This is a genomic window from Chloroflexota bacterium (genome assembly GCA_023475225.1).
Lineage (GTDB): Bacteria > Chloroflexota > UBA6077 > FW602-bin22 > JAMCVK01 > JAMCVK01.
This window is the reverse complement of the sequence record JAMCVK010000024.1, coordinates 89,016-112,655: the sequence shown is the minus strand read 5'-3', so window position 1 is coordinate 112,655 and position 23,640 is coordinate 89,016. Positions and strand designations below refer to the sequence as shown.

Sequence of the window (23,640 nt, the reverse complement as noted above, 5' to 3'; positions counted from 1 at the left end):
AAGGAGGCAACCAAGTGAAGGTACAATCTGAGCAAGAACCTCAAGAGCAGGTGGAAATCCTGAAGGTATCATCCCAATCGAAGCCAAGTGCTGTAGCTGGCGCCATTGCCGGGGTAATGCGGGAAAAGGGGAGAGCGGAGATCCAGGCCATAGGTGCTGGAGCAGTCAATCAAGCGGTGAAGGCTATAGCTATCGCTAGAGGCTACCTAGCCTCCAGTGGATTAGATGCTATCTGCATTCCGGCTTTCACAGATGTGATGATCGATAACGAGGAGAGAACAGCAGTCAAGTTAATCGTGGAACCACGCTAAACGGGGGTTCCAAGGGGACACAGCCCGCCTGCGGCGGATCTGGGGATGTGCCCCACCAGAGTACAAAAAAGCCCGCAGGGCTACCTTGAATCCATCTTCGGCGGATTTGGGGGTGATATTCACTCTCTACAGAGCTCATAGGAACATCCAAAAGAAGGGATCAGATCAGCAACAGCGAGGAGCCCTCTATCCCATCATCTTTTCGATCCGCACCAGGACAGTGCGCATCTCCAAACTATGACGCAACAGTGAACGTGAGCGTCCGGTCAAGACATTGACCGGAGTATCACCATAGTGTATGAGCATAAAGACCAGCCCTTTGGCTACCGAATCGCTGATCACGGCCGTCGTTGATATCTCACCTTGCTCAGAGATGACCCGGATCTTATCACCGCTTTTCAGGAACAACAGCGCTGCATCATCCGGATGAATATGTAAACAAGATTCAAGGCGAAACTCCTTCAGCCCAGGGGCATTCCGTGTCATAGCACCTGTGTTGTAATGGTAGAGGGTACGGCCGCTAAGCAGGGTGAATGGATAGCACTGATTGGTTTCCTTTGGCCCCAGATTGTATCTAAGAGGAATGAACCTCCCTTTTCCTCGATCAAACGTCTCCTGATAAAGGGTAGCCGTACCCGGATCGGTAGTACTGGGGCAAGGCCACTGAAGCCCCCCAACTTGCAATCGTTCATAGATTATACCCCTATACGACGGCACCAGAGCGCGTATCTCCTCCATGACATCCTTAGGATGCAGGTAGTCGAAGCTCAACCATTGTGATTGCTTTCCACCATCCCCTAGGGCAAGTACTTTATTGGCCAGATCAGAAATTATCCACCAATCCGGCCGACTATCACCGAGAGGCGCCAAGGCTTGACGCACAAACTGCACCCGTCTTTCAGTATTGGTGAACGTTCCTTCCTTCTCTGCAAAAGAACACGCCGGGAGCACAACGTGAGCCAGAGCGGCTGTCTCCGTGGGGAAAACATCCTGCACAACGAGCAATTCCAATGATCGAAGTCCCTCTTCCACACAGCTTCTATTGGCTAAGGACAGGAGTGGATTAGCTCCGACGATATAGAGTGCCTTCAGCTTACCCAGACGTGCCGCCTCAAACATCTGCAGGATATCCAACCCTGAAACAATCGGCATCTCACAACCCCAGGCCGAAGCGAATTCCTGGCATGCTCCAACGTCGTTGATCGGCCGATATCCCGGTAGATATTCAGCCATAGCGCCCATGTCACTCGCTCCCTGCAGATTATTCGGGCCAGCCAGGGGTGCCAGACCAGCTCCTTCCTGGCCAAGATGACCGGTCAACATTGCCAGATTGGCCAGCGTCTGAACAGTTTCCCGCGGGGCCGCACCGAGCGTCACACCCGCACCATAAATTATCCAGGATGAGTTTGTGGCCGGCCGACTGTCTGGTTCTACAAAGTGGCCATACCAACTCAGCGGTATCTCATAGCGAGAATCGGCGCCACCTGTGGCATAGATTCTCGCCGCGGTCAGGATATCCTCCACCTTTACACCGGTTATCTCTGAGACCGCGGTCAAATCACAATCACGCAGGGCCTCCTTGAACTCTTCGAATCCTTCGCAACGTTCGGAGACGAACGCCTCATTGACCAAACCCTCATCCTGGATCGCCCGTGCTAGGCCAATGAGAAGTGCCAGATCTGTTCCCGGACGTGGCCTGAGCTGCAGATAGGCGAAGCGACTCAACGTTATCTGGCGTGGATCAATGAGAATCAGCTTCGCACTACGACGTACAGCCCGCTTGATTTGTAGGGCCACAATAGGATGGGTCTCGGTAGTATTAGACCCAACCACAAGGATACACCCAGCCTTCGCAATGTCTTGAAGTGGACCTGTCATGGCTGCGCTGCCCCAGGCTGCACTCAGCCCCTCAAGGGTGGGCTTATGACAAAGCTCCCCCATATGCCCAATATTATTTGTTCCCAATACACCCCGGGCAAACCTCTGGAGGAGATAATTCTCCTCGTTAGTACACTTATCAGAGGCGATGACACCAATGGCCTCGGGACCATACCTTTCCAGGACCTCCGTCATCTTACTGGCCACAAAGCCAATGGCCTCCTCCCAGGTGACCGTCAGCTGGGATCCATCAGCAGCACGTTTCAGCGGTCTGCTTAGCCTGTGCTGGCTTTGGACATAGTCATAGCCATAGCGCCCCTTGACACAAAGGGACATACCATTAATCCCTCTCTCAGTCGGGTAAGAGCTGCTGATCTGTCCTCCTTTGATATTCAAAAGAAGCTGGCAACCGCAGCCACAGAAAGAGCATGTCGTAGGTACAGCCACATCAGGAAGGCCATCATATTTGCTCTGGTGATCCGTAAGGGCCGCTGTCGGGCAGACCTGAACGCACTGGCCACAGAACTCACAGTTTGATAGATCCCTAGTTACCTCAAAGGCGCTGGCTATATGGAGATTTCCCGCCCGATAGGTGCTCTCGATTGCAGCCACCCCTTGCACCTCATCACAAACTCGCGTGCAGCGTGTGCAGTTGATGCAGTAGCTGGGATCGAAGTCGATGAAGGGATTGGAACGTTCCACTGGAGAGATATGGCGCGGAGCACGGTAGCGCTGCCAGCGGATCCCTACAAAATCCACGACGCGTTGCAGCTCGCAGCGTTCATTTTTGGCACAGAAGACGCAGCGGTCATTTACTTCCTGGTCCCTGATACAAACACCAAACGGATGGCAGCGAGGAATACGCGGACAATTGAGGCAGCGATCAGGATGATCGCTGAGTAACATCTCCAACACGTTCTGACGCATCTTAATGACGCTAGGTGTATTGGTACGCACCACCATTCCTTCAGAAACAGGTATGGTGCATGCCGTATCCATCCCCCTGCGTTTCTCGATCTCCACCAAACATAGGCGACAACCGGCATATGGCTTGATAGCCGGATGCCAACAAAGATGTGGAATGTAAATCCCAGCCAGTAAGGCAGACTGAAGTACAGTCATGCCCTTCTCCGCCTCAACCTCACGGTCATCGATAACCAGATTAACTACACTTGGGCGTCTTTCGCCAACTGCCTTTTCCGCTATCGTCAATTCCTACCTCCCCCATACGGAGCTCATCACAAAACCAGACTTCAGGGGAAACTTCCTGGTCGACGAAAGCCCCTTCCGCTAAAGCCTTACTCCTGAAAGGACTGCGCTGAATGTCTATCTGATGGGTACGCTGAGCAGCTGCCCTGGCATATCCGTCGTGTCAGCATAGTTCATTTCTCCCGGACCCCATCCCAAACCACCCTCACCGCGCATACGGCAAAAATTCGCTGGACATCTCTTCTCCAGAATATGCGCCTCATACTCCGCCCGAAAGTGACGGATGGAACAGAGGAGAGGTACAGCAGCCGTTTGTCCTAAACCACAGAGAGCTGTCTCTTTCATAGTTGTGGCCATAGCTTCCAGGAGATCCAACTCCTCCAGTCGCCCTAAGCCCTCCGCGATATAAGTAACAATGTCTTGCAGCCGCTGACAGCCTATACGACAGGTGGTACAGCGCCCACACGATTCAGCGGCGCTGAAACCGATGAAATACCTGGACATATCAACCATACACACACTTTCATCCATTATTACCAAGCCACCTGAACCAATGGCCGAGCCGGCCTCTTCGAGGGACTCAAAGGATAACGGAATATCTAGAAGGGATGCTGGCAAGCAACCACCCGAAGGTCCACCAGGTTGAGCGGCCTTAAAGGGCTTCCCCCCTGGGATACCCCCACCAATATCGAATACTAACCGTCGCAATGAGACGCCGAAGGGTACCTCAACCAGACCTGGGTGACGGATATGTCCGGATAAGGCGAACAGCTTGGTTCCCTTGCTCTCCGCTGTACCGATGCTAGCATACCAAACACCACCCTTCTCAATAATGTCTGGTATGTTGGCAAAGGTTTCTACGTTGTTCATAAGAGTCGGCTTGGCCCAGAGCCCCCGTTCAACAGAGCGAACCAGCTTGGGGCGGGGCATACCCCGCTTAGCCTCCAACGATGACATTTGAGCCGAGGACTCTCCAGCTGCATAGGAGCCAGCTCCCCGACGGAGGAGGATATCATAGGAGAAGCCACTACCTAAGATGTTGTGCCCAAGCAGTCCATAGTGGTGAGCCTGCTCCAAGGCAACGGCCATGCGCCTCGCCGCCAGGTCATGCTCACCACCTATGTAGATGTAGCCACAATCAGAACCGACAGCGTAGGCGCCGATGAGCATCCCCTCAATAATGCGCTGGGGATCGCTCTCCATCAGGCGCCGGTCCTTATAGACAGCCGGTTCTCCCTCCTCAGCGTTACAAATAACGTATTTGGGATGCCCTTTGACCGCTCGTGATGATTCCCATTTCCTCCCCGTTGGGAAGGCAGCACCACCCCTACCCATAAGACCAGATTCCTTGACCTCGGCGATCACCTCTTCCGGCTTCATATCGAAAAGGGCCTTGACCAGAGCAGTATAACCCCCATTAGCGATATATTCATCGATACTCTCTGGATCGATCCGGCCACAGTTGCGGGTAATGATCCGTTGCTGGTATTTGAAGAAGGGGATGTCATCGTAGGCCGGGATGCCATTAACAGCCGTATTGGCTGTGGTCGCAACAGCCAGGTCTGGACGAAGCTCATCTCTTAGCAGACAGTCCCCAATAAGCAAGGGAACAAGCTCAGGGGTGACATGCCCATAAGTTACACACGGCCCACCTGGCTTCATTATGTCAACCAATACCTCAGCGTAACACATGCCGTTGCAGCCAGTCTGGCTGACGATAGCCTCAATGTTATGTCGCTGGAGCTCCTGTTGGATAGCGTTGAAAACCTCCTCGGCCCCCACACTGAGGCCACAAGCACCCGTACCGACGATGATCCGTGGTACTGTAGGACGCGATAGTCGTTCCCAATGGGCCATAGCCCGCGCCTTAATCACCTCAAAATCCCCTCTCACCCTCGTACCTCCCCTAAAGAGCGCTTCCCTGCGTCCCTTCGGGTATCGCCCCTTCTTCCTTAATAAAAATAAACTGAGCCAACCTCTCTTTCGTTACTCTTCCTACCAGCGTACGATTGAGGCCGATCACCGGCGCGTGAGTGCAAATTCCTAAACAAGGAGATAGCTCTAGTTCCAACTCACCATCCGCCGTAATGCCTCCAGGTTCAAGTCCTAAATCATCCTTTATCTGTTGGCACAGAGCCAAGCCGCCCTGTATGCGACAGGCCAAACCCTGACACACAGTTACTACCCTTTTAGCCGGCGGTTTGGACCTAAAATCAGTGTAATAGGTGAACATACCGTAGATCTGAGCGGGAGAAATGCGCAGATGCTTAGCGATAGTCTCGACCGCTACATCAGAAATATAACCATACCGTTCCTGTACCTCATGGAGGATAGGTAATAACGCTCCATCTACATCTGTATAGCCAGCTAAAAGCGACTCTATCTCCTCTAATGAGATCTCCACATGCCCCTCATTCGACACAATCAACCTCCCTCTTGATGGTCTCCTTCCTAAAGGATGGCGGGGTTGTCCTCTAGGACCCCCAAACTTTCCTGTCCCCTACTGGCCCAAACCAATGGCCAGCCCCAGGGTAGTCAAATCGAACTCTTCAGCAAGCAACGTCTCTAAGCGCTGGATTTTACTTTCCTGTCGGAATCTGGTCCTTAGGTAGGCCCCCTCAAGATTCTCAAGCGTAGTGATGATATCCTCCTTGACCCTGACCAGAGGTATATCTGACTCTTCAGCCAAAATCAGGACGGCCCGATTTACCACAAAGTCGCCCGTGAGAATCAAACAACAGGTGGGGGTCCGCAAGGCTGCCAACTGGATATCGGGGCGATCGCCGGGCACAATCACCGCCTTGTTGGGAAGACGCTGGAAGTAAGCGAGGGCACCGTCCGGACTCATAGCCCCAATCATAATATGCTCGGCTAGCCTGTCCAGCCTATCTGCCCCACAGAGCACCTCTCCATTGACCTGCCTGACCAGATCAGCCACACTTGGAGCGAACAGCGTATTGTCCTGCTTGACAGTCCCTAATATCCTTATTCCCTCTCGTTCTAAGGAAGGTGCAAGCGCCCCTCTCACTGCGGCAACCTGCCGCTCAGGGATAGCATTAATCACTACACCAATCAGGTTATCCCCAAGCATTGTCCTGGCCATCCCAGCTGCTGCGACTAGATCACTATAATCGTGAGTGTAATGGAGGATTAGCAAAACCCTTGCCTGAAAGAGCTCAGTCAGATAGGGAAGGTCTAGCCCTAGTGCTGCACCATCGGCCAGTCCTGGGGGGGCCTCAAGTAGGATGATATCCTTATCCTGCCCGATCCTCGTGTAGGCTCCTATGATCTTCTCCCTCAAGGTTGGAGGGGAGGACTCGACGTGCGGAGCCAACTCCACCGGAGCGATGTCCTCTATGGGCTCCTGGAGATGAAGAATACTTTTGGCGAAAAAGGCATCCCCAGAGTCGACCTCCGGCTGTTTCAGAGAGAGCACGCTTATAGGCTTCATATAGCCAACGACAAGACCCCGTCGCTGCCAGCATCGCGCCAGGATGATGGCATAGGCCGTTTTACCAGCTGCCGCCTCTACAGAACAGACATATAGCGCCTTCAACCACTGCCTCCCTCATCCAGGGAAATTGAGCTCGTTTGCTCAGGGGCAGAATGCTTTGCCGAGAGAGATATTGCTTCGGTCGAACCGGGAAGCAAGCCGGTCAACAACCCTGAAAGGATCAGAGTTCGCACCACGTGCACCCTATCACTGGGAACGAGGATTTCACAAGGAGCAGCAAGGTCATCCCGGCGAGTCTGGTCGCTCCACCACAACTCACACGGAATCCCCTCCTCCTCCAGGAACTCTTGCCACGCCCTCGCTATCGGCCGATTTGGGGCTATCCGCAGTACTGTCCACATACCTATCCCCTGGTTATCGCCGCTTAATTGCCAGCCAATACTACCATGTTCCCCCGCCTATGTAAACGTATAAAGCGCCAAAATAAAATCTAGACCCACATATGCTAAAAGGGTATAATGATACCAGCCAGTCATTCAGCGTTGAAAAGCAACCTTAAGGGTTTCGCCATGCCAGAGTTACCAGAAGTAGAGACCTTCAGCCGCAACCTTGGGCAGTGCATAGTGGGCAAGTCGATCGTGGATGCTCACTTCAAGCAGCCCAGGGCGCTCAATCTGCCCCCTCAAGAGTTCGCCCGTCTGGTGAAAGGGAGAATCGGGGCTGTGCGGCGACGCGGTAAATCGGTTATTCTGATACTGGAGAATGGCAGTATCTGGCTACATCTCGGACTGACCGGCCAACCAATCTACGCGCAGACGGGCCAGGATCTATCGGAGGCGACCGCCTGGTTCCGCCTCGATGATCAATCCCAGCTGGCTATTTACAAGAGCTTTATGGGACATACCCATTTTGTCGCCCCCGAGGAGTTCGACTCGAGATGGGCTGAACTGGGCATCGAGCCTCTTGATCCGACATTCACCGTGGAACGGTTCCGGGAAATCCTGAAGTCAAAGCCAGGGATGGACACGAAGGCTATCCTGATGGATCAATCGCTCATCGCCGGGATTGGAAATATATACTCTGATGAGATCTTGTACAGGGCTGGCATCCGCCCTGATCGCAAAGCGGTCAGTCTGACACCTTTGGAAATAGCGAGATTGCACGAGGCTATTAAATCTGTGCTCACCGAGGCCATCGAGCTGGGGGGCGAGGCACAATATCAAGATGCCCTGGGAAATAAAGGCCGCTACATTATGCAGATTCACCGCCAAGAACACTGCCCCCATTGCTGTTCGCCCGTGGTTCAAGCCACGTTTCACGGACGTAGAGGTTATTACTGTTCCAATTGCCAGGTTTAATGGCTGATGCCATCAGATATGCGGCGAAAGGACGCCAAAAATGTTGTTCGCCGATCGACACGAGGCTGGCCAAAGACTGTCTCAGGAGCTTCAAGAATATCAAGGGATGGATGCTATCATTCTCGCCCTGCCCCGTGGCGGAGTCGTCGTCGGACACGAAGTAGCTAAGTCCCTCGGTTTGCCCCTCGATGTGTTCATCACCAGAAAGATCGGCGCTCCAGGCAACCCGGAGTATGCTATCGGGGCCATCGCCGAGAACGGCGAAGTGCAGCTCAACGAAGAGGAGATCACCGCCTACGGCATCCCTCATCAATATATAGAACTGGAGATAGAGAGACAAAAGGAAGAAATTGCGCAACGTATAGCTCTTTACCGCGGCGGACGCCCACCACCCAACCCAAGAGATAAAACTGTCATCCTGGTTGATGACGGCATCGCTACTGGCTTTACTATGCTGACTACGATAAGGGCGATCAAGGCGGCCGGAGCCGAAAGGCTCGTTCTGGCTATACCGGTCGCTCCTCCTGTCGTAGTTAGCGAATTGGAACAACAGGTGGATAGAATCGTCTGTTTAGCCACACCGGAGCCCTTCTGGGCAGTCGGCCGTTTTTATCTGAACTTCGAACAAATCAGTGATGATGAGGTGAAAAGATACCTATCCGATCAGGGATAGTTCCTGCCTTAATTCTTGACGGGGAGTAGAATATGTCCGAGATGAGCGGTGGACAGGCTGTAGTCCAGGCACTCAAGGCTGAGGGCGTCGAGGTGGTTTTCGGTATTCCCGGTGTGCACAACCTCCCCATTTTTGATGCCTTGCTCGACTGTCCAGAGATACGCCACATTGTGACTCGCCACGAGCAGGGCGCCGGATTTATGGCCGACGGCTATGCCCGGGCCACTGGAAAGGTTGGTGTGGCTATTACCATAACCGGACCAGGGGCCACAAACGCCCTTACCGCTTTGGCTCAGGCTTATTCCGATTCCTCGCCTGTATTACTCCTTACAACCGTTGTGGACAAAAATAAACCTAATTGGCGGCAGGGAACATTACACGAATTAAAGGATCAAGGGGAACTCTTCCAGGCCGTCGTCGATTGGAATAGATGCGTAACCAGACCACCCGATATCCCCTCAGCCATCCACGAGGCGATGGAACGACTGCAAACGGGAAGACGACGAGCCGTCCAGCTGGAGATCACTACCGATGCTCTACTCACTAAGGATGAACTAGACTTTCCCAATGTAATTATCGCTGCCCAACGAAAAACCGGGAACCCTCAACAGGTCCAGGCTGCGGCTGACATACTGGCCCAAGCAATTCACCCTCTCCTTTACGCTGGAGGAGGCGCTATCAGCGCTGGAGCCGGCACAGAGCTCCTGACTCTGGCTGAATTTTTCCAGGCACCAATATTAACCACCTGTAAGGGTAAAGGGATAGTACCGGAGGATCATCCCTTGATGCTGGGCAATACCTGGACAAGGGAGGGCCCAGTAGCCGAACTCCTCAGGCAGGCCGATGTGGTGCTGGCCGTAGGGACAAGGTTCAGTGAAATGTCCACCGCCAACTGGACTCTACCCCTACCATCGCGCCTGATGCAGGTAGACATTGATGAAGCAGAGATTGGGAAGAACTATCCCATGCAGGTGGGTATACTGGGTGATGCCAAGGAGGTATTGCAGCAGATACTGCACCGTCTCCATGGCACCGGCCTTACGCCGCGCACTCCCCGCCAGTCTGAGATCGCCGCCATCAAGAAAGTAGCCTATGAAACGACGCGGAGCAAGAATCCAAAAGAGATCGGGGTGTTGGAACAGATTAGGTCGGCTCTGCCCCGAGACGCCATAGTCGTTAACGACCCTACGGTCATCTGCTACTGGGCTGCCCGTTACTTCACGGTTTACGAGCCGCGCACCTTTCTCTACCCCAGGGCCTTCGGCGCCTTAGGATTCAGTTTTCCAGCGGCACTTGGTGCTAAGGTCGCTTTTCCTAAGAGACAGGTAATAGCCCTTTGCGGCGATGGCGGCTTCCTCTTCACTGGACAGGAGTTGGCCACGGCCGTTCAATACGGACTTAACGTGCCGGTAATCGTCTTCAATAGCAGCTCTTATAGCGCCATCGAGCAAATACAGAGGCGACGCTATGGGGACAATCGCATAGTGGATGCCCAATTACATAACCCAGATTTCGTCAAGCTGGCCGAGGCATTTGGGGCATATGGCGTTAGGGTTTCAGACCTCACTGACCTCGAAAGAACCTTGCGCGACGTCTTACAAATCGAAAGCCCGGTAGTTGTGGAAGTACCAGCCGACTTCTCCCTGCCCAACGCCTGAGCCTTAGATTAAATGGGTGAACAACAGGGGTCCCAAGGGGGCGTCCGTCGAATGCGGACCTTCGGCGGACAGCGGATCTGGGGATGCGCCCCAGAGCACAAAAAAGCCTGCAGGGCTACCTCGAACCCCTGCGGGGATTTGGAGGAGATATTCAATGCCCTCTTATCTTATAGATAAGCGATACAACTATACTGTATACTTAGGGTGAAGAGGCTTCTCAAGAGAGCGAGGTGGCAACGATGAACATCAACGTGGGGAGCACTGTTATGTGTCGCACAGAGGAGGTCGGTACAGTCGATCGCATCGTTATAGATCCACGCACGAAGGAGGCCATCGCTTTTGTTCTCCGCCAGGGGGAAAGCATCACCCGCGATATCGTTGTTCCGATCAGCTTGATCGATCGCTTAGAGGATGACCGCGTTGTGCTGCCTATCTCCATCCTCGATCTGGACCAACTGCCCGACTATATAGATGCCGATTATGTTACCCCGGAGACGGATTGGACACCACCGCCTCCCTACCCCCGATCACAGGTCCTTTTCCCGGCAAGGCGAGTGGAACACGCTGGTGTAGGAAAGATCGAGATAATCGAAGGGGCCATCGTCGAGTGCAGCGATGGCCAGATTGGTACTGTGGATGAGGTGATCGCTGATCCCCTTTCAGACAGGGTAACCTCGTTTGTTGTTCGCAAGGGGCCCCATTTAACTCGGGACGCTGTCATACCGGTCGAGTGGATTCTAAAAGCCGATGCAGACCGCATCATTCTTGATTGCAACAGGGATCAGATCGAACTGTATTCCAATTACAAAACCATCAACGCCTGGCGAATCAAAAAGCCAGGGATGGCTAGAGGATAGCCGCACCTGATCGGCGGGAGCGGTTAGCCTTCGATTCTTCGTTCCAGCGAATTATCGCTGGAGCCGGCCAGGGTTTGGTTCCATCAGCGCAGGTAGAAGAACCAGATGTAAGCCGTAGAAATCAATAACGACTCCAGCGTGACCAGCCCACCGTAGCGCACAAATTCCCAGAAGCGAATGGGATAACCGGCTCGGTCGGCGATGCTGGCCATGATCACGTTCGCTGAGGCCCCGATTATCGTTGCATTACCGCCCAGACAAGCGCCCAGGGCTAAGGCCCACCACAGGGGAGCTATCTGCATATATTGTCCTAAATCCTGCACTAATGGAATCATTGTGGCCGTATAGGGAATGTTATCTACGATAGCTGAAAGAATGGCACTCAGCCATAGGAGAAGAAACACCGTCGAGGTAAGGTCGCCATGGGTCAGTGCCAGGGCACCACGGGCCAGCGCTCCAATCAAACCAGCCTCTACAATACCCCCGACAAGGATGAACAGGCCTATAAAGAAAAATAGCGTCGTCCACTCTACCTCACGTAAGGCATCATGCGGATCATGCCCGCTTAGAAGCAGGAGAACGACGGCCCCAAAAAGGGCGACTGTAGCTGGTTGGTAATGTAGCAAGCCATGTACTAGAAACCCAATGATAGTCAGACAAAGCACCAAGAGCGATTTGCGCAAAAGGCGATGATCAGTGATCACCTTGGCCTCATCTATCTCGAAGATGGCCGCCACCGAATGCGCGTCGGATTTCAGGCTATTGAATAATAGGAAGCGAGCCGTGATAAGGAAAACTACCAGGATGATAATGGCAACCGGAGTGAGGTTAGCCGCGAAGGTAACGAAGTCGAGGCGCGCCGCGCTACCAATAAGGATGTTAGGCGGATCACCGATAAGTGTAGCCGTCCCTCCAATGTTCGAAGCGAGGATCTCAGCGATGAGAAATGGTAAAGGGTTAATTCCCAGACCTGAAGCGATGTAAAGGGTTATCGGTGCTATCAAAACTACCGTTGTAACATTATCCAAGAAGGCAGAGAAAACCGCTGTCAATAATGCTAGGACCACCAGAATACGAAAGGGGTCGCCCCCCGCTATCTTCACAGAGCGGATGGCCACCCATTGAAAGACACCGGTTGTCCGCATTATATTGGCGATTATCATCATCCCGGCCAGAAGAAAGATAACGTTAAAGTCTATAGCCAGGAAGGCCTTGTCCTGACCTATGACACGCAAGAGGATCATCCCTACCGCCCCGGCCATAGCTACGACGGTCCGATGTACCTTATCCGTAGTAATAATCAGGTACGTTACAGCGAAGATCGCCCCTGCCACCAGTGCGTTATTCAACGATCATAATCCCCCTTTAAGAGTCATCGACATCTCGATATGCCTTCTCCGCCCGTAACCAAACGAGAAGTAACTCAAGCATATCGATGTAGCCGATTACCCGTTTCCCCTCATCAACGATGGGTAAACCCTCAAGCCTGGCTACATGCATCCGCTCGAAAGCATCCTTGACCAGATCATCTCTGGTTACCCATACCGGGCGATGCATAAGATCCTTGGCTACGTGAACTCTCGCTCGTTTAGCAAACTCCTCCAATTTCTCATAATCGGTGACATCAGCGAAAAAATCCTCCGGAAGGACATGAAAGAATACAAGCTCGCAAAGAGCGGTTACAGAAATTACACCAACCAGCTTCTGATCCTGGTCTACAACTGCTATGAGGCGCGTCCCAGGATGCTCGGCTACCCTTTGGGCAATCTGATAGATGGGCAGATCCTCTTCCACAACAATGGGTGCTAGACTTAAGAACTTATCAGCTTCCCCAATTGAGGTACTTTTGGTGATGAAGATGGGCTCTCGCATCGCTGACCCCCCATAAATGACTAGAAACGGAGAAAAACACTGGCAGAGGTCTGGCCGGGATTAGGCGCGTCTGCAAAACAGGGGTGGTTCTCTCAGGCCGAGCGAAGCCGTATGAAGAACCGTCCAACCTCCCTATTCTCCCAGACGACCAAGAGAGGACTGGCATTGAATATCGATGAGTAGGTGCCACTGATGATACCAATTAGCAGAGCAAGAGTAAAAGTCTTAGTTGTCACCCCACCAAAAAGCACCAGTGCTGTCAGGGTGAATACAACGGTCAACGAGGTACTGATAGAACGCCCCAAGGTCTGGACCATGCTGTGATTAACCACCGCTTCAAACGCCTCTCCACTGCGCTTGCCCATGTTCTCCCGTATGCGGTCAAAGACAACGATCGTATCGTGCACCGAGAAGCCGATCACCGTCAGTAGAGCGGTGACAAAGAGGGAGTCGACCTCAACATTGAAGAACCTACCCAGAATGGAGAAGATGCCTAAAACGACAAAGGCATCATGCAAGAGGGCTGCAATGGCACAAACGCCATAGCGAAAAGGCGAAGCTACCCTGTAGAAGGCAAAGGTTATGTAAAGTAAAATGCCTACAGACGCCGCAGCCACAGCGATGATGGCCCGCTGGGCCACCTCAGCTCCTATCGTGGGACCAACAGAGTCGAAGCGAAGCTCCTGAAACTGGCCCAGATTTGTCCGCAGATCTGCTTCGAGGGCCCGTTTCAGATCAGAACCATCAGGTATCTCCTTACTTCGTATCAGAACGGTATTTTGACCGGTCGTCTGCACCATCGTATCGGTCAGGTCGTGGTTAGCAAAAATTCCCTTCACCTGAGCAGGCTGCACCGGATGTTCAAAGGCGATCTCCCAAAGGGTACCACCAGTGAAGTCGATGCCCAGCCTTAGACCGGGTGGTATCAGGAGAGAAACAAGGCCGGGAACTATAATTAGGGCAGAAATGACAAAATAGAGATATCGTTTGCCAATAATGTTCAACAGAAACCTCCTAGGATGATGCTCTGACAGCCTCAATGATGGCTCGAATATGTTCGGGTGTGCTCCCGCAACAGGCTCCGATCACCCGCACCCCTAGGGCGACGAAGCGACGAGCGTATTCGGCCATCTCCTCTGGACTGGCATCATAGATAACCTTGTCCCCTACCAGTTTTGGCAGCCCGGCGTTTGGCTGAACGGCCAGAATAGCCTGCGGGCAAGCTTCCTTCATCTCCTGGAGGACAGCTTCAAACTCTTCCGGCCCACGACCACAGTTAGCGCCGATGACTGGCACACCCAGGGCGCAGAGCTCCTGCGCCGCCTGGGCTGGACTCACCCCCATCATAGTGCGATGCCCAGTATCAAAGGTCATCGTACAAATAGCCGGTAATCCCGTCCCCTCTGTGACCGCTTGATAAGCCGCCTTGATCTCCTTGAGATCAGCCATCGTCTCAATGATGAAGAGATCCACTCCCCCCTTCATCAACGCCTCGGCCTGTTCCCGAAATGCCTCCACGGCCTGTCCATAACTGACCTGGCCCAAAGGTTGGAGGAACTTTCCTAGCGGACCGATGGAGCCGGCCACCAGGACAGAATCGCCGGCCACCTCCTTGGCCAGACACGCTGCCGCCAGATTTACCTCTCGCCGTTTCTCAAACATCCTGGCCACAGCCAGTTTAACACTGTTCCCGCCGAAGCTGTTTGTCTCAATGATATCCGCTCCAGCCTCAACATAGGCTCTGTGTACAGCGCGCACCACCTCCGGTGTAGTCAGGTTGAGCTCTTCAGGGCAGAGGTCGTAGTGCGCCCCACTGCTCATTAACATCGTCCCCATGGCCCCATCACAAATGAGAACCCTCTTCTTCTCCAGCGCTTCGTTAAAACGATTCGACAACTTGCCCTCCTGTTTTCACTTCGTCATTCCCCCCGGCAGCCCAAGTAGACGCCGCAGATGGGGTTGTTGAGCACTTTCCTCTCCCATGCCCAACATCCGCTGGGCTACACGGAGGAAGGTACGTGTGACGATGATAGCCGTAAACATGCTGACTAGCACACCGATGGCCAGGGTCAAAGCGAATCCCTTGATGATGCTTGCCCCGTAATGCTCGCCAAACCAGAACAGAATGATACACGTGATTATCGTCGAAACGTTAGAATCACGAATAGAGGTCCAGGCGCGGGCGAAGCCGGCCTCGATAGCTGCCCCTAAGGTCCTGCCCCAACGCAACTCTTCGCGCATACGCTCAAATATTAAGATATTGGCGTCTACAGCCATCCCAATGGAAAGAATGAAACCAGCAATACCGGCCAGGGTGAGCACTACCGGTATGAGCTTGAACAGAGCGAAGGCAAGCAAGGCATAGATGAAAAGGGCCAGGCTAGCTAACAGCCCGGGCAGGCGATAATGGATGATCATAAAGGCGATAACTATGGCCAACCCAATGGCACCAGCAATCATGCTTCTGTGAATGGAATCCTGTCCCAAAGTGGGGCCAACGGATATGCTTTGTACCACTTTGAGAGGGATGGGCAAAGCACCATATTTTAGCTGAATGACGATGCTCTGTGCCTCGGCCAACGGAAAGCCGCGCTCGCTGGTGATGCGCCCCGACCCACCTGTAATAGGTGTTCTGATCACCGCACTGGAGATGACCCGCTTATCCATGGTGATCGCCAGGAACTTGCCAACGTTGGCCGTCGTGTAGTCAGCGAATATCTTAGCCCCCTGATCTTTAAAGGTGAAGTCTATCTCTGGACGGCCAAGTTCATCAAAACCGACTTTAGCACTTTGCAGTTGATCACCGGTTAGGATCGTCTTGTAGACCTTCTCTGTTTTGGGCGTCTCTGGAGTTGTCCCAACTGTCCCCGTCAGCGGTGTTGTACTCGTGATGGGAGCTGCCGCCGTAGGTGTGGCTGGTACCGGGCTAGCTGGCGGTGTAGGTGTGGGTGCTGGGGCAGCAGGGGTGGCCGCCGCCTCAGGACTAATCCCCACCATGCCAGGACCACCCAGAGTCGTTGTAACAACTGTCCCATCAGAAAGGAATGTGTCACCTGCGTCGATGAACTCCAGTAAGCCCGTTTCCCCGAAGACTCTAATGGCCCGTTCTGGGTCCTTTATACCTGGGAGTTCCACAATTATTCGTTTATCCCCGACCAGCTGAATTAACGGTTCCGAAACACCCAAGCCGTTCACCCGGTTCTCGACGATGTCCTTAGCCGCAATCATCGCGTCTCGCGTGACGGATTTACCTGGGGGCACATTGGCCTCCAACATCACCTGCATGCCCCCCTGTAAATCCAGTCCTTCGTGGATCCGCAGCTCACGGTCGAGCTTGAAGCCACCGAATTCAAGGTGTATACCTGGATTATTTGGTAAATCTATCCAAGCCGCGCTTATAGCTAGAATAATGATGGCGATGAAAATCCTCATTGTGGCTTGTCGCACAGCCCATCCTCCCAACAAATCTTCGCTAAGACCGCCTGTATCAGGCACTGATTATAGGCGAGGCCCCACCCCCTGTCAAATTGGCCGTGCCTCGCTCACCTATGCTTCTCTAAACAACGGGGGTCCAAGGGTGCGTCCGCCGAAGGTGGACCTTCGGCGGACGGTGGATCTGGGGATATGCCCTCCTTCCGCAGGAAGGACAAAAGGCCCAAAGGACTACCTTGAATCCGCCAAAGGCGGATTTGGGAGAGATATTCAATGCTCTCACACTATTCCAAACTCGAATTGTGAGGGCTCTTTTAGAGATGCCTGCTAAGGATTGAATATTTGCAAGGAACTGCCTGATTAGATTTTGCCGGCCTTGATCTGGCGCGCCACCTGGAACCCAGCCTCGAGCGCTCTCAGGTTTAGTCCTTCTGTCCCTCGGGGCGAACGATCTTTCACAGCAGAAACGATCGCTTCCGCAGAGACGATGCCGGTCAACCCTACGATAATCCCAAGGGCCACCATGCTGGCTGTAACCGAGTGACCGGTCATTTCTCTAGCTACGCTTGTTATCGGAAGATGATAGGCCCTTTCTGTTGGCACCCGATGCACAAAGAAAGAATCAGCGATGAGAAGCCCATCCTTTTTCATATTGGGGTAATACTTGTCACAAGCATCCTGACTCATGGCCAGCAACAGATCTTCGTGGAGCACCTTCGGATAGTCTATCTCCTCATCGCTGATGACGATGCCAGACATGCTCGGGCCACCTCTCGTCTGAGCCCCGTAGGATTGTGTTTGAATAGCATTTTTACCGTCATAAATAGCCGCTGCTTCAGCCAAGATAAGGCCAGCCAACACTATACCCTGGCCACCCACACCAGCCAAGCGAATCTCGTAACGCCCCCTCATCGGGCACGCCCCAATCGTTGCTGAGCCTGGGCTATAATCTTATCGTATTGCTCAACATAGCCGGGCAATGAGCGGTCAACTAATACGCCCCTGATGATTTTACCCCCAGCTCCACCCTCCTTCTCCGCTTGCGACCTAGATATCGTGTTCTCCTTCTGCCACTTCAACATGTCGATCGCCTCAGGCATCCCATTCATCTTGCCATAGTGGATATGACAATGGCTGATAACCTCAACAAGGGCAAAGCCCTTCTTCCTGATGGCCTGCTCGATCAATCTTTCCAGCTCAAAAGCGTAATAAACCGCACCACGAGCCACGAAGGCCGCCCCAGCTACCACTGCCAAATTGGCGACGTCGAATGGCTGTTCGACATCGCCATACATCGCTGTAGTTGCCTTAGCCCCGGTCGGTGTAGTCGGCGAATATTGTCCACCCGTCATCCCGTAAATACTATTGTTAACAATGATTGCCGTGATGTCCATGTTCCGTCTAGCTGCGTGGATAAAATGATTGCCTCCAATAGCCAATGCATCGCCATCACCCATCACAGTGATCACTTCTATATCTGGTTTGGCTAACTTTAGCCCAGTAGCGAAGGCCAGCGCCCGCCCATGGGTAACATGCAGGCTATCAAAGTCACCATAAACGGGCATACGTCCAGAACATCCTATACCTGAGACAAAGGCCACCTCATCCTTTTTCAGCCCACTACGATCGATCGCCCTGATAAGGGCATTGAAAACAATGCCTATACCACAGCCCGGGCACCAAACACTGGGAAACTTCTTGTGTAGCCTTAAATACTTGTACGTGACCGGGATACGTTCTTCCATCATCGGTCAATCCTCCAGGGCTTTCTCAATCTGCGCCGGAAGGATCAGCTCACCATCAACCCGACTGACCCCCCGTACCTCCGCTCGTCCCCTCACGACCCTCTCAACCTCCAGCACTATCTGGCCACGGTTCATTTCCGGCACAATAAATTTCTTCACTCGTCCAGCCAGACGATCTACACTCTCCTCCGGAAATGGCCACAAGGTCAATAACTTGAGCAATCCTACCTGTTGCCCTTGTTCTCTGGCTATCCTCATGGCGTGACGGGCAGACCGCGCGCTAGCACCATATGATACTAGGACGATGTCGGCATCTGATGTCAGCTCTTCCTGCACCCGAATGATATCTGCTCGGTTCCTTTCTATCTTATGGAAGAGCCGTTCGAACCAGGGATTGATCTCGTCCAAACGCTGAGTGGGAAAGCCGGCCTCATCGTGAAAGAGCCCAGTGATATGATAGCGGTAGCCTTCTCCAAAACTGGCCAAGGGTGGCACATCTATGCTATTGTCAAAGGCAAGGTAGGCCGATGGGTCGATGGTCGGACTGGGGCGCTCCACTACCTCGATCTCGCCAGGCTGTGGTAAAATGATCGATTCCCGCATATGGGCCACTACCTCGTCCATCAGAAGAATTACCGGAGTACGGTACTTCTCCGAAAGGTTAAAGGCCCGAATAGTTAAATCAAAAGTCTCACGCACCGAGCTAGGAGCAAGGGCAATGATGGGGTGATCGCCGTGCGTTCCCCAGCGGGCCTGCATCACATCGCCTTGCGCAGGGCTAGTTGGTTGACCGGTACTAGGACCAGCCCGCTGAACGTTGACAATAACACAGGGTATCTCCGCCGCGGCAGCGAACCCGATGTTCTCCTGCATCAAAGAGAAACCTGGGCCGCTGGTGGCCGTAGTCGACTTCAGTCCGCCAATGGAGGCCCCCAGAACGGCGGCGAGGCTCCCAAGTTCATCTTCCATTTGAATAAATTTACCGCCGACCTGCGGCAGCCGCCACGAGAGGATCTCAGCTATCTCCGTTGAGGGTGTGATAGGATACCCAGCGTAGAACCGCAGTCCAGCAGCCAAGGCCCCTTCGGCGCAGGCCTCGTTCCCCTGCATGAACCTTAACTCATTCCTGCCCTTCACTTCTCCCCCTTCCAAACCGCCGGCGTCCTCTCTCCGGCCAACCTGGGCTAAAAATGGCCAGGTCTGGACAAAGGACATCGCACAGGTCACAATTCACGCAATCCTCCGGGCGAGCTATGCTCACCAGTCCATCCTCGCCCAACTCAAGTACATGCTTTGGACAGAAGGCCACACAAATACCGCATCCCTTACACCAGGGGTGGTAAACGACGACCGGCGCCTTACCCGCCTCCTTAGATACAGATTCGATGGCTGCCTCGACTGTAGCCGCTACCGCCGTCCCCACATTGGCCTGTTCAGCCGTTTGCTCTTCGCTCATCTTGTTTTCTCTATTCATTTAGCTTTTAAGTACCTCCCCAACGAGGTCACCGATCTCGGCCGGACTACGGGCCATCCTTACACCCACTGCTCGAAGGGCAGCGATCTTCTCGGCCGCCGTCCCCGTTCCCCCGGAGATGATCGCCCCAGCGTGACCCATTCGTTTCCCTGGCGGGGCACTAAGACCGGCCACAAATCCAACAACTGGCTTACTTACTCTCTGACTGATAAATTCAGCCGCCAGCTCCTCATCCGCGCCCCCTATCTCACCGATAAGCACGATGATCCTGGTATCTGAGTCTTTCTCAAACAACTCTAGGACATCAATGAACGATGTCCCCACGATAGGATCACCGCCAATACCAATGCAAGTTGATTGTCCGTAGCCACGTCGGGTCAATCCTTGCACGACCTCATAAGTCAACGTGCCACTACGGGAAACGACACCCACTGGACCAGGACAATGAATATGGCCCGGCATGATACCTACCTTCGCTTCGCCCGGTGAGGTGAGTCCAGGGCAGTTCGGCCCCACCAGACGACTGCCCACCCGCCGCACATAATGATAGACCTGAATCATATCGAGAGTCGGTATACCTTCTGAAATGCAGACAACCAGTGGGATGCCCGCCGCGACAGCCTCAATGATAGCATCAGGGGCAGCAATAGCTGGGACGTAGATGATAGATGTGTTCGGAGAACAGGCTCGCACAGCCTCCTTAACCGTATCGAAGACAGGAATACCGGCTACACTCTCACCCCCACGGCCAGGCGTCACGCCGGCCACGATATTGGTGCCATATTCAAGCATTTGCCGCGTATGAAACTCACCCTCCCTACCGGTGATCCCCTGTACTAACAAGCGCGTCGTTTTATCGACTAGTATGCTCAACCTACATCTCCAGCAAGTGCACGACCCGTTTAGCTGCCTCCTCCATAGTCTGGGCCGTAATCAGGTTCGCTTGGGACAGAATTCCTTGTCCCTCCTCCTCATTGGTGCCCACTAGCCGAGCGACGACCGGCAATCGGCATTGAGACTCACGAAGGGCAGCTACGATGCCGTACGCCACCTCATCGCAGCGGGTAATGCCGCCAAAAATATTAAGCAAGATAGCCCGAACATCTCTATCGGAGAGCAATATCTTCAAGGCAGCGGCCACCTGATCTGCCCTGGCACCACCCCCGATATCAAGAAAGTTGGCCGGCGCTCCCCCATATAATTTGATCAGGTCCATCGTCGCCATCGCCAGACCGGCCCCATTGACCATACAACCTATGTTACCCTCGAGTTTTACATAACTTAAGCCCTGTTCGCGTGCCGACCACTCGTGAGGATCTTCCTCACTCGAATCACGTAACGACTCTAACTCCTTATGTCTGAAAAGGGCATTCTCATCTAAGATTATCTTAGCATCGATGGCCTTCAATGTCCCCTGTCCATCAATGGCCAGGGGATTGATTTCAGCCAGGGAGGCATCGCATTCGACGAATGCCCGCTGAAGGTCAAGTGCGATTCTGGCGAAGTCACACGCCAATCGTCCCTCCAAACCTATGCCAAAACTCAACTCGCGGGACTGATAGTCCCTCAGACCGAGAAGGGGATCAACGTCGACTTTGACGATCTTCTGCGGGGCAACCCTGGCCACCTCCTCGATATCTATGCCCCCCTCACCACTGGCCATTACGGTTACAACTTTACTGGTGCGGTTGATCACTACCCCAAGGTACAGCTCCTTGGTGATATCAGTGGCTTCCGCAACCAGCACCTTTCGAACAGTGGTCCCCTTTATATTCATACCAAGGACCTTGCTGGCCACCAGACCAGCTTCGGAGGGTGATTGAGCCAACTTTACCCCTCCGGCCTTACCCCGCCCTCCCACAAGTACCTGCGCCTTCACCACTACCGGAACAGCGAGGTGCTCAGCGATCGCCTCGGCCTCGTCAGGCGTCGTGGCTACCTCACCCCTTGGGATGGGAATGCCATATCGCTCCAGAATCTGCCGTGCCTGATATTCTTGAATCTTCACCGGCTACCCCTTGGCATGTGAGCTACGACGATATTTCCATTCTAGCAACGATGGCCTCGGCCATCTCAGATGTTCCAGCTGATCCGCCCAGATCGTAAGTCACATCCTTACCCTCGGCAATGATGGATTCCAGGGCCAATCGCACTATCTGAGCGGCCGTCTGCTCGCCGAGATATTCTAACAGCAACACACCAGAAAGGATAAGGGCTGTCGGATTAGCCTTATTTTGTCCTGCATATTTAGGCATGCTACCATGCACCGGCTCAAAAACAGCTATCTCTTCACCAATATTCGCTCCCGGCGCTACCCCCAAGCCACCCACCAACCCCGCACAGAGATCGGATATTATATCTCCGTAAAGATTCGGCAAGACAAGTACATCGTATAATTCAGGCTTCTGCACCAGTTGCATGCACATGTTGTCAACGATACGATCCTCAAAGGCGATCTGGGGATAGGCAGAAGCCACCTGTTGGCAAGATTCCAGAAAGAGTCCATCGGTGAGCTTCATGATATTGGCCTTATGAACAGCAGTGACCTTGCGCCGTCCATTCTTTAACGCATATTCAAAGGCGAAACGAGCGATGCGTGTGGAGGCCTTGCGCGTGATGATCTTTATACTTTCAGCCGCATCATCGCCGACCATGTGCTCGATGCCAGCATAAAGGTCTTCCGTATTTTCTCTGACGACGACTAAATCAATGTTATCGAAAGGGGTCTTTACACCAGGTATGGTCTTGGCCGGACGCACGTTAGCATAGAGCTGGAGATCCTGTCGAAGGGTGACGTTCACACTGCGAAATCCCTTGCCGACCGGTGTAGTGATCGGTCCCTTCAAAGCAACCTTGTTACGCCGGATCGAGTCCAGCACGTGTTCCGGCAGAGGAGTCCCGTATTCTGCCAACACGGCCCCACCGGCTTCTTGAATATCCCAATCAAAGGACACACCGCTTGCCTCTAATACCCTTTTAGCCGCCCCAACCAGCTCCGGCCCAGTTCCATCTCCAGGGATTAAGGTTACACGATAAACCACTCTCTCACTCCCATGCAACAATTAAGGCCCTATCAATCACCTTGTACTCGACGGCGTACGGCCCCTCTGTCCGCTCTCATCCCTACGCAACAATTAAGGCCCTATCGGTACCCTAAACCTTACTGCTACCTAAACCCTAAAATCACCGTATTTACGAATGTAGGCAACAAGCCCACCCTCGCTAAGGATATCTATCATCTGTTCAGGGATCTTCCCGAAGGTCAAACGAATGCTCTGCGTGAGATCGTCGATCGTGCCCGCCGCTAAGTCCACCTCCAACTCATCCCCGGCGTCGATTCTATCCGTATCGCAGATGAGGATAGGAAGACCAACATTGATAGCATTCCGGAAAAAGATACGAGCGGCCGACTTCACCAAAACAGCGCTCACACCAGCCGATTTGATGATGGTAGGGGCATGTTCACGACTTGAGCCCAACCCGAAATTACGTCCAGCCACCACAAAATCCCCTGGCTGTACCCGCCTGGCAAAAGTGGGATCAGCATCTTCCAGGACATGCTTGGCCAGTTCAGGAAGATCGCTGCGCAGGTGGAAGTATCTCCCCGGGGCGATGTGGTCAGTCGAGATATTATCACCAAACTTAAAAGCCTTACCTCTCAACCTGCCGCTTAGCGAAGCGCCCATGCGGGCGAACTCTTGGCCGGACAGACCTGGTTC

The 23,640-nt window shown here is 53.4% G+C and carries 23 protein-coding genes; 5 read left to right on the top strand and 18 right to left on the bottom strand.

The genetic code is table 11. The features are described from left to right. Nucleotides 1-50: 50 nt before the first annotated feature. Nucleotides 51-311 (top strand): stage V sporulation protein S, encoded by a 261-nt coding sequence (locus tag M1136_05190; GenBank protein MCL5075031.1) that lies wholly within the window; start codon nucleotides 51-53, stop codon nucleotides 309-311. Nucleotides 312-497: 186 nt separating this feature from the next. Here M1136_05190 and M1136_05185 read toward each other — a convergent pair whose 3' ends face one another. From M1136_05185 to M1136_05165, 5 genes are all read right to left on the bottom strand, one after another. Further along, complete coding sequence (locus M1136_05185; GenBank protein MCL5075030.1) at nucleotides 498-3,401, bottom strand: molybdopterin-dependent oxidoreductase; 2,904 nt, start codon at nucleotides 3,399-3,401, stop codon at nucleotides 498-500. 114 nt (nucleotides 3,402-3,515) lie between these two features. Beyond that, entirely contained in the window at nucleotides 3,516-5,291 is a 1,776-nt protein-coding gene (locus M1136_05180; GenBank protein MCL5075029.1) for an NADH-quinone oxidoreductase subunit F, read from the bottom strand. Between the two features lie 13 nt (nucleotides 5,292-5,304). Continuing rightward, entirely contained in the window at nucleotides 5,305-5,820 is a 516-nt protein-coding gene (locus M1136_05175) for an NAD(P)H-dependent oxidoreductase subunit E (protein ID MCL5075028.1), read from the bottom strand. Nucleotides 5,821-5,898: 78 nt separating this feature from the next. Beyond that, entirely contained in the window at nucleotides 5,899-6,954 is a 1,056-nt protein-coding gene (locus tag M1136_05170) for a phosphotransacetylase family protein (protein MCL5075027.1), read from the bottom strand. Then, complete coding sequence (locus M1136_05165; protein MCL5075026.1) at nucleotides 6,951-7,253, bottom strand: hypothetical protein; 303 nt, start codon at nucleotides 7,251-7,253, stop codon at nucleotides 6,951-6,953. The genes M1136_05170 and M1136_05165 overlap by 4 nt, the downstream gene beginning before the upstream one ends. 117 nt (nucleotides 7,254-7,370) lie before the next feature. Between M1136_05165 and M1136_05160 the strand changes: the two genes are divergently transcribed. The 4 genes from M1136_05160 (at nucleotide 7,371) to M1136_05145 (ending at nucleotide 11,398) form a co-directional block, all read left to right on the top strand. Next, nucleotides 7,371-8,210: a hypothetical protein gene (locus M1136_05160; protein ID MCL5075025.1), complete on the top strand. Its 840-nt coding sequence runs from the start codon at nucleotides 7,371-7,373 to the stop codon at nucleotides 8,208-8,210. A 40-nt stretch (nucleotides 8,211-8,250) separates the two neighbouring features. Further along, entirely contained in the window at nucleotides 8,251-8,883 is a 633-nt protein-coding gene (locus tag M1136_05155; protein ID MCL5075024.1) for a phosphoribosyltransferase, read from the top strand. Between the two features lie 32 nt (nucleotides 8,884-8,915). Further along, nucleotides 8,916-10,541 carry a thiamine pyrophosphate-binding protein gene (locus M1136_05150; GenBank protein MCL5075023.1) on the top strand — a complete coding sequence of 542 codons (1,626 nt, stop codon included), beginning with the start codon at nucleotides 8,916-8,918 and terminating at the stop codon, nucleotides 10,539-10,541. 239 nt (nucleotides 10,542-10,780) lie between these two features. Then, a complete protein-coding gene (locus tag M1136_05145) occupies nucleotides 10,781-11,398 on the top strand; it encodes a DUF2171 domain-containing protein (protein ID MCL5075022.1) in 618 nt (205 codons plus the stop codon). An 83-nt stretch (nucleotides 11,399-11,481) separates the two neighbouring features. Here the strand turns inward: M1136_05145 and M1136_05140 are convergent, their stop codons facing one another. The 13 genes from M1136_05140 to M1136_05080 form a co-directional block, all read right to left on the bottom strand. Next, nucleotides 11,482-12,747: an ArsB/NhaD family transporter gene (locus M1136_05140; protein ID MCL5075021.1), complete on the bottom strand. Its 1,266-nt coding sequence runs from the start codon at nucleotides 12,745-12,747 to the stop codon at nucleotides 11,482-11,484. Nucleotides 12,748-12,763: 16 nt separating this feature from the next. Beyond that, nucleotides 12,764-13,270 carry a CBS domain-containing protein gene (locus tag M1136_05135; GenBank protein ID MCL5075020.1) on the bottom strand — a complete coding sequence of 169 codons (507 nt, stop codon included), beginning with the start codon at nucleotides 13,268-13,270 and terminating at the stop codon, nucleotides 12,764-12,766. A gap of 92 nt (nucleotides 13,271-13,362) precedes the next feature. Then, nucleotides 13,363-14,277, bottom strand: coding sequence for a protein translocase subunit SecF (gene secF / locus M1136_05130; protein MCL5075019.1), 915 nt, complete (start codon nucleotides 14,275-14,277; stop codon nucleotides 13,363-13,365). A gap of 7 nt (nucleotides 14,278-14,284) precedes the next feature. Continuing rightward, a complete protein-coding gene (locus M1136_05125) occupies nucleotides 14,285-15,166 on the bottom strand; it encodes a homocysteine S-methyltransferase family protein (protein MCL5075018.1) in 882 nt (293 codons plus the stop codon). A gap of 15 nt (nucleotides 15,167-15,181) precedes the next feature. Beyond that, nucleotides 15,182-16,717, bottom strand: coding sequence for a protein translocase subunit SecD (gene secD, locus M1136_05120; protein ID MCL5075017.1), 1,536 nt, complete (start codon nucleotides 16,715-16,717; stop codon nucleotides 15,182-15,184). 345 nt (nucleotides 16,718-17,062) lie between these two features. Further along, nucleotides 17,063-17,614, bottom strand: a complete 552-nt coding sequence (locus M1136_05115; protein MCL5075016.1) for a 2-oxoacid:acceptor oxidoreductase family protein — start codon at nucleotides 17,612-17,614, stop codon at nucleotides 17,063-17,065. Further along, entirely contained in the window at nucleotides 17,611-18,450 is an 840-nt protein-coding gene (locus tag M1136_05110) for a thiamine pyrophosphate-dependent enzyme (GenBank protein MCL5075015.1), read from the bottom strand. Before M1136_05110 ends, M1136_05115 begins: the two co-directional genes overlap by 4 nt. Before the next feature lie 3 nt (nucleotides 18,451-18,453). Further along, nucleotides 18,454-19,557, bottom strand: coding sequence for a 2-oxoacid:acceptor oxidoreductase subunit alpha (locus tag M1136_05105; GenBank protein MCL5075014.1), 1,104 nt, complete (start codon nucleotides 19,555-19,557; stop codon nucleotides 18,454-18,456). Nucleotides 19,558-19,567: 10 nt separating this feature from the next. Then, nucleotides 19,568-19,921, bottom strand: coding sequence for a 4Fe-4S dicluster domain-containing protein (locus M1136_05100; GenBank protein ID MCL5075013.1), 354 nt, complete (start codon nucleotides 19,919-19,921; stop codon nucleotides 19,568-19,570). Further along, nucleotides 19,922-20,794 (bottom strand): succinate--CoA ligase subunit alpha, encoded by an 873-nt coding sequence (gene sucD, locus M1136_05095; protein MCL5075012.1) that lies wholly within the window; start codon nucleotides 20,792-20,794, stop codon nucleotides 19,922-19,924. It lies immediately after the preceding gene. A 1-nt stretch (nucleotide 20,795) separates the two neighbouring features. Next, nucleotides 20,796-21,929, bottom strand: a complete 1,134-nt coding sequence (gene sucC, locus M1136_05090; GenBank protein MCL5075011.1) for an ADP-forming succinate--CoA ligase subunit beta — start codon at nucleotides 21,927-21,929, stop codon at nucleotides 20,796-20,798. 22 nt (nucleotides 21,930-21,951) lie between these two features. Further along, nucleotides 21,952-22,962 carry an isocitrate/isopropylmalate dehydrogenase family protein gene (locus M1136_05085; GenBank protein MCL5075010.1) on the bottom strand — a complete coding sequence of 337 codons (1,011 nt, stop codon included), beginning with the start codon at nucleotides 22,960-22,962 and terminating at the stop codon, nucleotides 21,952-21,954. Nucleotides 22,963-23,091: 129 nt separating this feature from the next. Continuing rightward, a complete protein-coding gene (locus tag M1136_05080) occupies nucleotides 23,092-23,607 on the bottom strand; it encodes a 3-isopropylmalate dehydratase small subunit (protein ID MCL5075009.1) in 516 nt (171 codons plus the stop codon). Nucleotides 23,608-23,640: the final 33 nt, after the last annotated feature.